This window comes from Rhizobium sp. PP-CC-3G-465 (genome assembly GCF_004343445.1).
Lineage (GTDB): Bacteria > Pseudomonadota > Alphaproteobacteria > Rhizobiales > Rhizobiaceae > Ferranicluibacter > Ferranicluibacter rubi.
In genome coordinates, this window is record NZ_SLYH01000033.1 from 1 (window position 1) to 10,616 (window position 10,616).

Annotated in this window: 5 protein-coding genes and 6 pseudogenes; 2 read left to right on the top strand and 9 right to left on the bottom strand. The window is 57.1% G+C overall.

What is annotated here, in order from left to right; genetic code table 11:
- The 5 genes and pseudogenes from istB to C8J33_RS26220 all read right to left on the bottom strand — a co-directional run.
- Positions 1–497: pseudogene (gene istB / locus C8J33_RS26200) on the bottom strand (IS21-like element ISRel3 family helper ATPase IstB); the annotation flags it as partial.
- Positions 498–512: 15 nt separating this feature from the next.
- Positions 513–1,754, bottom strand: a pseudogene (gene istA, locus C8J33_RS26205) (IS21 family transposase); the annotation flags it as partial.
- A gap of 123 nt (positions 1,755–1,877) precedes the next feature.
- A pseudogene (locus C8J33_RS26210) lies at positions 1,878–2,435 on the bottom strand (transposase); the annotation flags it as partial.
- 1,055 nt (positions 2,436–3,490) lie between these two features.
- Positions 3,491–3,814: a hypothetical protein gene (locus C8J33_RS26215; RefSeq protein ID WP_132665873.1), complete on the bottom strand. Its 324-nt coding sequence runs from the start codon at positions 3,812–3,814 to the stop codon at positions 3,491–3,493.
- Positions 3,811–4,030 (bottom strand): annotated as a pseudogene (locus C8J33_RS26220) (transposase); the annotation flags it as partial. The pseudogene C8J33_RS26220 and the gene C8J33_RS26215, both read right to left, overlap by 4 nt.
- A 510-nt stretch (positions 4,031–4,540) precedes the next feature.
- Between C8J33_RS26220 and C8J33_RS27260 the strand changes: the two are divergent.
- On the top strand, positions 4,541–4,681 hold the full coding sequence (locus tag C8J33_RS27260) for a hypothetical protein (protein ID WP_165910832.1): 141 nt from the start codon (positions 4,541–4,543) through the stop codon (positions 4,679–4,681).
- Between the two features lie 145 nt (positions 4,682–4,826).
- On the opposite strand, the gene argS is transcribed toward C8J33_RS27260, so the two are convergent.
- Both argS and C8J33_RS26235 read right to left on the bottom strand, forming a co-directional pair.
- Positions 4,827–6,530: an arginine--tRNA ligase gene (argS, locus tag C8J33_RS26230; protein ID WP_110802905.1), complete on the bottom strand. Its 1,704-nt coding sequence runs from the start codon at positions 6,528–6,530 to the stop codon at positions 4,827–4,829.
- A gap of 294 nt (positions 6,531–6,824) precedes the next feature.
- Positions 6,825–7,271, bottom strand: a pseudogene (locus tag C8J33_RS26235) (recombinase family protein); the annotation flags it as partial.
- On the opposite strand from C8J33_RS26235, the pseudogene C8J33_RS26240 reads away from it, so the two are divergent.
- A pseudogene (locus C8J33_RS26240) lies at positions 7,255–7,618 on the top strand (DUF4158 domain-containing protein); the annotation flags it as partial. The pseudogenes C8J33_RS26235 and C8J33_RS26240 sit on opposite strands and share 17 nt — an antisense overlap.
- Before the next feature lie 365 nt (positions 7,619–7,983).
- On the opposite strand, the gene C8J33_RS26245 reads toward C8J33_RS26240, so the two are convergent.
- Entirely contained in the window at positions 7,984–8,355 is a 372-nt protein-coding gene (locus C8J33_RS26245; protein WP_110808426.1) for a response regulator, read from the bottom strand.
- 530 nt (positions 8,356–8,885) lie between these two features.
- Entirely contained in the window at positions 8,886–10,520 is a 1,635-nt protein-coding gene (locus C8J33_RS26255; protein ID WP_245507302.1) for a methyl-accepting chemotaxis protein, read from the bottom strand.
- Positions 10,521–10,616 lie beyond the last annotated feature (96 nt).

The following is a 10,616-nucleotide window of genomic DNA, read 5'->3' on the forward strand; positions in this document are numbered from 1 at the left end:
AAGCGAATGCGTTCCTGCAGCTTGCCTTCCCGTTCTGAACGGGCAAGCGAACCGATCAGATCGGCGAGCGTCGTGAAATACACGCTCTTTCCGGCCTTGACGGCTTCGACGCCGAGCGCCGTGGCAAGATGGCTCTTCCCCGTTCCCGGTGGGCCGAGGAAATGAACCGCTTCGTGACGGTCGACGAACCCGAGCTGGGCCAGGGTAAAAATGCGATCCCGGTCCAGCGAAGGCTGGAAGGTGAAGTCGAAGCCTGCGAGCGTCTTGATCGTTGCAAGTCTGCCCATGCGCAGCGCGGTCTTGATGCGGCTGTTCTCGCGCAGGGTCAGTTCCTCCGACAGGAGGATATCGATGGCCTCAAGGGCCGATAGCTCACCATGCTCGAGGCGGCGCACGACATGGTCGAGAGCTTCCAATGCGCGCGGCATCTTCAGGCCAACGAGATCATGACGGATACGGTCGATCATCGACGGAATGGGGTCGAGGGTGGCGCTCATGGTCGGTTCTTCCTGTGCGAGGACCTTGCCGACGGCATCATAGAAGGCAAGCGATCGCTGCAGCACGGTGTCGCCGGCGGGTTTGAAGATATGAGTATCCTGCCGTCTCCCCGGCCCATGTTGCGGCTGAATGGGTCGCCGATGATCCGGATGAACCCGGCGCTGTTTACGGCCCTCCAGGACCGGGTGAGTTGCGATCAGCATGCCGTTCTCGAAGATGCGGACCTCGTCGGCGAGGGAATGGACCTCAACCATTCGGCTTCGCGTGGCATCCGGAACGCTGTAGGTATTGCCACCGATGCTGACCATGCCCTCCCGCGACACGCGGCGCTCCAGCTTCAGAACGGATTTGAACGGTGCCAGCGGTAACGGTCGCAGGTGCGGTCGCTCCTCGGCAAAGGCTTCATTGACGAAGCGCATGGTTGTCGCATGCTTCCTCGGATTGGCGACGGTGTCCAGCCAGTGCCGGAGCTGGGCATTCAGGTCGTCGAGATTGCGAAACGAGCGGGCCAGGAAGAAGTCCTCGCGGATGTACCGGAACGGACGCTCGACTTTGCCCTTGGTCTTTGCACGATAAGGTTTGCACGCCTTCGGGTGGAAGCCGTAGTGGCGTGCCAGGTCGATGAGTGCGCGATTGTAGATGATACCTTCCGTCTGCCCTTCGCCGATGACGGCAGTCTTCATCCGGTCGTAGAGCACCTCCCTTGGAGCGCCGCCAAGGGCCTCGAAAGCAGCGATGTGGCAGTGCAGGACGGTTGGCAGGTTCTGATGCATGACGAAGCGCGCCCAGATGAGGCGGCTGTGACCCAGCACCATTGAGAACAGCCAAACGATCCTCGGCGTCATCGGTTCGTCGGTGAAGACGACGTGGAACTGGGCGAAATCGACCTGGGCCTGCTCGCCGGGCGGCGTCTCGAAACGAACCTCGTATCCCTGGTGTGCAGCGGGTCGCACATCGCGAAGAAAATCCGTTACAGCCGTGTAGCCGCCCGTATAGCCTCGCTCCTTGAGCTCTCGTAGCAGCCGACTGCCGGTTAGGCCTGGATAGGTCTTCACCCGCTCCCGCAGGTAAAAAGCAAACGGATCGATCACCGTTGCCCGCGGCTTCCTGGGACCATAGGCCGGAGCCTCAAGGCCTCGCTCAATGTATTTGCGCACCGTCTTGCGATCGATGCCCGTTTCTCTGGAAATGGCCGATACCGTCAGGCCCTGCTGATGCAGATCCAGGATCATGATTGTCTCCCTCAGCTTGATCACCAAAATCCCCCTTCCGACCATCGGAAGGAGTATCGGCGATGACGCGCCCCGGAAGACCGGCGGCCGCAGCACCTGGGGAAGATTCAAACGGCACTATTGGGGAGTATTGCTCCGGTACTGACAGAGGTGTGCAAAGAGCATCTCGACATTCTTTCGACGGTGCCGTGACTGTACGTATCCAGGTGTCGTGGCAATTGCTCGTGCGACGTCTCGGGCATCTTCGTTGAGATCGCGCGGCACCTTACGCATCGGCGTGTTCGGGCAGCAGCGAGGCTTCAGTTCACAGCGATCACAGTCCTTTTTGCTGGCACGGTAAAGCCGCGTCCCTTCGGCAGTGATGCCCGACCTGGGTGTTGCATAGGTTCGGTGGAATTGCTTCAGCTCCTTACCCGCCGGGCAGATGCAGCGATCATTCTCGGCCTCCCATGAGAAGTCTGAACGAGAGAGAGTGCCATCCGTCCTGTTGGACTTGTCGAAGACAGGAATGTGCGGCGCGATCTTCTTCTCCTTGACTAGCCACGCAAGGTTGTCTGCAGAACCATAGGCACTGTCAGCGGCGAGATAATCAGGACGCAAGCCGAAGCGGCAATCCGTTCGGTCGAGCATCATGCGGGATGCTCCGACCTCCGCCTGGCGAATTGCCCGTGTCGCCTCCACATCCAGGATCAAGGCAGAAGTCGTAGAAGAGCTGCGCCGGAGCCGTCTGACATCCCATCATCGCTCAATCCTCCGCAAATCAATACGACGATTGAATCACGACAACCCAGTGCCGACAACGCCTAGTTTTTCAACAGTATCCGCCAAAGGGAGACACTGCCACCCCTGATTAAATGGCTTGCAAAGTCGCGTTTTCTAAATCAATTCTGGCAAGGGTGCGATGCCGACGCTCAGGGCAGAAGGACAGCTAACTACTGTAGGGCCTGCTGCGGCATTCCAGGCTAAGACAGGCAAGGAAGCTTGTTCCGGTGCAAATCCGGTCCTGGTCAAGGTAGGCCCTTGGGCACCCGCTCCTCAAGCAGATGTGGGGCGCGCAGTTTTTGCCCAGTTGCAGACATTAATATTTACAACCCGTTGTTTTCGATATCTCCGCCAACGCTTGGTCATTCGTCTTTCTATAAGGCGCAACATCACTATGAGATACACAGGGTTCTAGGCGCCGAGACATATTTCGTCCTGGAAGCCTCGGGAGCATCTGATGGGGTAGGTTCCCTACGCAGAGGGACTTACAGTCCAGCTGCCTTCGTCAGGTTTACCCGGAACCGATCACGCCGCCGTTGATATCTTCGGGTCATTTCGGCGTCTGAGTAGCAACGGAACAGACAACCGACATAAGGTTTTCATACATCGTCGAGATCGGCGTTGGTTGGATCGCGATCCAGAGCCGCTTGGGCATATCGCCACGGCGCTGGGGCGAGCAGACCGAGCGGGGCCAACTTTGGCGCTCCATCGTCGCCCGCAATCTGGATCGCTTCGCGGGGTGGATCGCGTTGCTGCGGACACAACTCGACGGGCTTTTGCAGAGGCTCGAAAGAGCGATCGGCCTGATGAGCGAGAAGCCGAAGTCGGTCAGAGCGAGCAGGAACAGAAGCCAGCCGAATAGTCAGGATTCACACCCGAGCAGCGCGACAGGTTGCTCGGAAGAGGGCGGGATCAAACAGGAAAAGACCGGTCCGGCATGGATGAACGAGAGAGGTAGAATTAACACGTGTTTAAAGAACATCTACAAGATGGGGCTATCAGTTATGCCTTGTATCAAGGAATTGCATTAATATATCTACAAATGCATCAACTGCATCTTGCCCCTTCAGTTCCTTGGGCAGGATTTGGATTACTGAAGTTGTCCAACCGAACGGCCCATCACATTGCGGATATTCTTCTAAGAGCCACTCTCGAAATCCGTCTAAAATGGAGGGGTCACTTGCCGCATCAAATCCACCAACAAGCCCAAAAACTTGGTCTAAGTTGTCGTCCGCGACATACATGCCACGACGAGACAGAACTCTGCGGAATTTTTCAAGATTGTTTTTCTTCATTTCAGAAGCCAAAGTGTTGGTTTCCATGCGGAACTGAGCGACCATCGTCGAACGCGATTGTACCAGGTGGTATAGGGACCATATCGTTCTGGCACATCGCGCCAAGGGGCACCGGATCGCAACACCCAGAAAATCCCGTTCAACACACGGCCTATCATCAACGCGAGGCACGCCCCTCGGTTTATTGGGCAGGGCCGTCTCTATCGCTCGCCATTCAAAATCGGTAAGGTCATATCGGCTCATGCCTCGTTGAATCATCTTACTGGCGCAACAAAAAGCGCAAATTTCATGATCTGGAATGTTATCGATAACCGGACGCGCCCGTATAGATGGAAGCGGGTGAATGCCATCATTGAAGCCGCAGAGCACGATAATAGCTGTATCGATGCCGATCAGGCGGAGGAGTTATCCCCGCTTGCAGTGATCGATCATGACCGGCGAGACAATGTGTCTGTTCAAGAGGCCATCCACTGGGCGAACGGAGCCCGGTGCCCCGTAACCCTCTACATCTACGACACGACCGACGGCACAACCGCACAACACTTCGTTTCAACGGGAAAACGGCTCCCAGAAACCGATAGCAAAGCGGGTTAATGAGTTCCCGGCTCGCCGACGTTCTCGCAAACATTGCCGACACGCCGATCAGCACGTTGGAGCAATTGCTGCCGTGGAACTGGACACCGACGCAAACAGCAGCCGTTGCGTCGAGCTATCATTCGGAAAATATTGCTTACTGAGTGGGACCCCATCGGGGTGTCGGACATTCCTGCAGCGCAAGACGAATATGATGCCTATGCCGATACCGTCTTTGGCATGCTGGCCAACCAAACCGCCTCAGTTGAGGCCATCGCGCATTCTCTCTTCAAGATCGCGACCGAGCACATGGGCCCCTGAACATTAAAAGGGCACAGATACACGGTAGGAAACAGAGGATGAGCGCGCTAGTCGACTAGCGGGGATGGTTGGGGTCGCATCGGTGCATGAAGCTCAGTACCTCCTGCTTGGCTGCAATGGGCCAAATGCCGCCAAATCAACGGGCTTACATTCGCTGCACCGTTGCCATTCCAAGAAGATCGAGACACTTTCCAATGACCCTCGCCACCAGCTTGCAGGTGGCAAGCCGTGCTGCGGGGTCGGCAGCTTTCAAGACTGGGCAATCCGTGTAGAAACGGCTGAATGCGTCCGCCACTCGATAGGCCTGATCGGCGATCTCGAATGACTCGAGCTGTCGCGCTGCCTCCGAAAGGGCATGCGGATACCAGAGACATTCCACCAGCACGGCACGTTCTGATGGATGGCTGACCGAGACTGTCTCGCCTGGAACTATGCCGGCCTCAGCAGCTTTGTCCAGTATCGAGCAGATCCGGGCGTAGGCGTATTGAAGGTAAGGTCCAGTCCGTCCCTCAAAGGATGTCATCCTGTCGATATCGAAAACGTAACCTGTTTTCCTCGGTGTAGAGAGGTCGGCGAACTTCAAGGCGCCGAGACCCACAACGGTGGCGGCCTGACAGTCGGCAACCTTTTCAGATGACTTGGCGAGTGCGAGATCGATCATGTCAGCCAGCGAGGCTGCGAATCCGTCACGGGTTTTAAAGGGCTTGTTGTCATTGCCGCGGACGGTACCGAAGGTCACGTGCCGCAACTCGACGTCATCAGCATAACCCGCGGTCCGCGCCGCTGAAAACACGCTGGCAATATGGAGTGCCTGACGGTCGTCGGTGCAGTAAACTATCTGCTGCGCGCCGATGTCACGCACTCTTTGCCGGAGCGTTGCAAGATCAGTGGTCCCATAAAGCGACGCTCCGTCATTCTTCTGGAGAAGCAGGGGTGGCACGTTGTCCGGAAGTCCATCACCGGAGACGTCGATGACAAGAGCGCCGTCGCTCTCCCGCGCTAGACCGCGCGTGATGAGATCGTTGAGCATAGGAGCGACTTCCGCATGCGCGTCGCTCTCACCTTTGAACAGATCAAAATGGGCGCCGAGCATCTCCGCCGTGATAAAGATCGATGCAAGGGAAATAACCCGCATGCGTGACCAGGCATCTGCCAGCAACGGATCTCCATCTTGCAATTTCGTGGTCAGCTTACGTGCGAGCGCGAGCGAAGCCTCGTCCTCGCACGCAGCGTTGCCCGACTTGTAGAGAGCGCCAAGCTCCTCGACGGTCATGGCATCGAATACCTGGGGATTGATGAAGGAGGAGGGGTCGCCGGCCTCCCATCCGGAGGCCAGAGCTGCGCCCAGGAGAAGTTTGCCCATTTGCAGGCCCCAGTCGCCGAGATGGATGTCGGATAGGACATCGTGGCCGATCTCCAAGAGGATCCGCCGCAGGCTCTCCCCGATCACGAAGGAGCGCAGATGGCCGACATGTAGCGCCTTGGCGACGTTGGGCCCGCCAAAATCAATGACAGTCCGCATGAGCTCAACCTTCTCGGCGGCGAGCGACGGATCGGCAAGCATAGCGCTTGCCTCCATGGCAATAGCGGCATCGGTCAGCCGAAAATTTACGAAACCAGGGCCGGCGACGGACACATCCCCGAAAAAAGTACTGGGGATTGCCTCTACGACTTCAGCAGCAAGCACGCGCGCGTTCCTGCCGGCGGATTTCGCCAGTCGCATCATGTCGTTGCATTGGAGATCACCGAACTCGGGCCGGGTCGAGCGGACAACGGAGGGAGCGGCTTTGAGGCCGTTCATTTCATATGCGAAAGCAAGTGCGGCGAGCGCGGCCGATTTTACGGACATGGTTCATTTCCTGGAATTGCGTGAATGAGGGAGCGCGGAAGCGTTAAGAGCTTCAGCGTCGTCTTTCTGCAATCTTCGGTACCATGTTATATCGTGCCTCTGAGTTTGATCTTTCAATAGACCGTCCGATGACCACTGGCAATCTTGTGATCGAATGAAACCCGCACGGTCTCGACTGGCAGCGCCCCAATATAATCTGCTGGCGACTGGTAGCTGACCGCGCGATCCTTGTTTCAAGGGTCGCATTGCTCAAGAACGGCCGAAGAAGGTGCGTAGCTCTCTGCCTCGCACAACTCAAATTCCGCGTTTGTGACGGGCGAGCAATTTTTCACCATCGGCTCTTAATTCGCCTTCAGGGCCAACAAATCGATACAGCGTCTGCCTGGTGACGCCGAGTTCAGCGCAAAGGTCTCCCACTTTTGTCTCGGGCTTTCCCATCGCCGTCTGGGCGAGGCGCAGTTTTGCCGACGTCATCTTGAACGGCGCTCCGCCGTTCCGACCCCGGGCGTGGGCTGCGGCTAACCCTGCCTTCCTCCGCTCGATGATCTGCGCTCGCTCGAACTCGGCGAGTGCAGCGAATATTCCAAACACCAGCCGACCATTGGCTGTCGAAGTGTCGATCAACGCACCTTCGCCCGCCGGCACGTTCAGGCCGATGTTCCGCTTCGTCAGATCGTCGACGAGATTGACGAGGTGGCGGAGATCGCGGCCGAGGCGATCGAGCTTCCAGACGACGAGCGACGACGATCTTGGACACATCCAGTAACGTCGCCGGCCGGAGAACAGGCTGGGGTTCGCCCTACAGCTTCACGTTGCGATATCCAGGGCGCGCACTGGCTCCGGGTGAGGTGATACCTCATGAGGTCCTGTCGTTCATCGGGGCACAGCTTGGTGTCCCGGCCGATGCGCTTCTCACCTGTGCTGCCCGGCGGCAGACCCGCCAAGAGCATATGGAGGCGTTGCGTGAGATCTACGGTTACAAGACCTTCTCTGGTCGTGGTGCCCGTAATCTGCGGGACTGGCTTTCCGAGCATGCAGAGGATGCCCGCTCGAACGAGGATGTTTCCCAGCGCTTGGTCGCAGGTTGCCACATACAGACAGTTGTGCATTATCGCTGAGAAATATCGCAAGGTAGGTAAGATGATATCGAAAACTGCATTCATCCTTTTAACGCTCGCCCTACTTCAAGGATGCGCGAGGACGACGGCAGTGCTGATCCAAACTGGTCCAAACGCAACAATTTCGGAAGTAAGCGTCGCACGCTCCTCGGGTGATGCGGAGGCGGATCGCATAGCCTTAAGAGCAGCACGGTTTCAATTCGCCAAGTCCGCGCCCAGGCCGTTGCGCAACCACAAATACCTGCAACCCGTCAATGTGAGCGATGAGGCGCCAAAGCCCGTTACTTCTGCGGCCAAGCCCAGAGGGAAGGCCGCGCGCTCCATGCGGTGAAAGCCTAGGCTGCGGCCAGCATTTCCTTCATCGTCGCAATGATGCGGGCATGATCGTACGGTTTGCTAAAAAACCTCCCCTCAACCGGTAAAAGCTCGTCGCACAATCGACGGCGACCCGAAGCTACGATGATCTTCATTGGGGGCCATCTGTCGCGAACAGCAGTGGCCAGCTTCAAGCCGTCCATACTACCCGGCATGTCTATGTCGGTGAACATCAACTGAATTTCTGGATGGGTGCTCATAATGTCGATGGCGTCGTCGGCATTTGATGCCTCGAGCACAGTGAACCCTTCGTTCTCAAGCAATATAACGATATCCAGCCGTACAAGAGCCTCGTCGTCGACAACAAGGACTGTGGTCACCCTTTGCGTCATCCCTTACACTCCCCGCAGTTAACGCTTTCATACGTGTCTTTTCTATTACGCAGGTCTCATGAACGCGCGGAATGTCAGATTGATCCGGGGATAGCTGTATCATCTATCAGCCAGGCAAAATCTTTACTGGCCCAGCACATTGGGGGGGAATATTGCGGCTTTCCCGGCATGACCCACACCGGCCTGCTAGTCGGCCAAAGGTATGGCGAAGTGGTCGCAAGAATTTTGGCGTGGCTGGATGACGGTCTCGCAACGAACTCTGCGCGGGGAGTGCCGAGCATATTGAGCGCCTGACTTAGCAGGTTGGGTCCTCGTTGACGGGGCCGCTTTTCCACTTGCGGAACCAAAACCCGACAGGCAGCAAACCGCCTCTTTTCTGCTCGTTCGGCAAGGCACGCGCTTCGTCCCCCCGGCAGCTCAAGCCTTATGTAGGTTTTCTGTTCCGTTGCTACTCAGACCCCAACATCAAAAACTTCATGGGCACAATCGCACTCGCAGCTACCGTCATCTGGTGGTTGTGAGTCCGGACCCTAATTCCACTCGACCTTCACGGCCGCGTTTCTATGTGTGGCGAATTTCGGAGCGGTACGCTGAGGGCTGCTCCTGTTGGCATTGGTGTTCCCACCTACTTGATATCCTCTGGCGCGACCGTCGAACTGGAATTGGTCCAGAAGCGCAAACAAAGCTTTGGCCTCCTCCGCCAGTCCGTGGCTAGCGGCCGTCTGCTCTTCGACCATAGCGGCATTTTGTTGTGTGCCCTGGTCGACCAAGTTGATGGCACGATTGATATCGCTCAGCGCTGTCGACTGCTCGCGTGCCGATTCGATGATGGCGCCGATGTCCTTGTTGATATCTTGCACGTTGCTGGTAATTTCCTGCAGAGCTTCGCCTGCCTTGCTGACTAGGGTAACGCCGCTCGCCACCTGAGCACCGGAAGCAGTGATGAGGGTCTTGATCTCTTTAGCAGCCGATGCCGAGCGCTGAGCAAGCTCGCGCACTTCCTGGGCTACGACAGCAAAACCCTTACCGGCTTCGCCAGCGCGCGCGGCTTCAACGCCGGCATTCAGCGCCAAAAGGTTGGTCTGGAAGGCAATCTCATCAATCACGCCGATGATGTTGGATATTTCCGAAGAAGACTGGTTGATTTTGTCCATCGCCACGATCGCTTCGCTAACGATCTTGCCGGAGTGATCGGCATGAGCTTTGGCACGACCGACCAAGTGCCCGGAATCTTCCGCCCGGCGACTGGAATCCTTCACCGTGGTGGTGATCTCCTCAAGCGCCGCGGCGGTTTCCTCGACCGAGGCTGCCTGCTGCTCGGTTCGCTTTGCCAGATCATCGGCGGCGGTGCGAATTTCGTGCGCGCCAGCCGAGATCGCTTCGGCATTGGTCAAGACGGTTTTCATTGCCTCCCGCAATTTTTCGCAAGCTGCATTGAAGTCGCGGCGCAGCTTGTCGAGGGAAGGGATAAATGGTGTTTCGATGTTCTGCGAGAGGTCCCCGTCGGCCATGCGCGTTAGTGATGCTGCCAGCCTTTCCACATTCTCAACACGATCAGTGACATCGGTGGCAAATTTTACAACCTTGATGACGCGACCCTTGAAGTCGAAAACGGGATTGTAGGATGCCTGGATAAAGACATTACGCCCGCCCTTGCCCATTCTCTTGAACTCTCCGGCGATCAGTTCTCCGCCATTCAGCTTGCGCCACATGTCAGCATATTCGGGGCTTGCCGCAAAGCTGGACTCCACGAACATGCTGTGATGTCTGCCAACGATTTCCGACAAGGAGTAGCCGAGCGCCTGCAGGAAGTTTTCGTTAGCGGACAGGATCGTACCGTCTGGCTTGAACTCAATAGTCGCCTGGGCTCGCGATATGGCATCAATTTTTGCGCCAGTGTCGATGCCTTGCATCTTGGTCCGGGTGATGTCGTTGGCGAACTTGACGATCTTCAGGACCTTGCCGGAACTGCTCTTGATCGGGTTGTAGTTTCCACGGATGAAGATTTCCGCGCCGTTCTTGGCAAGGCGAGTAAACTCGCTGCAGACGAATTCGCCGTCGCGCAGCTTGTTCCAGAAGACCGTGTAGTCGCAAGACTTGGCATAATCCGGGTCCAGGAACATCGAATGGTGCTTCCCGAGCAGTTCCGCCTCGGAATATCCCATTATACCAACCCTCATTGATCAGAACCTATGAGCCCATTGCCGCTGACCGATGGACATGATCTTCCAAGGTCGGTCCTGCAGTGTTCGCCAAGCGTG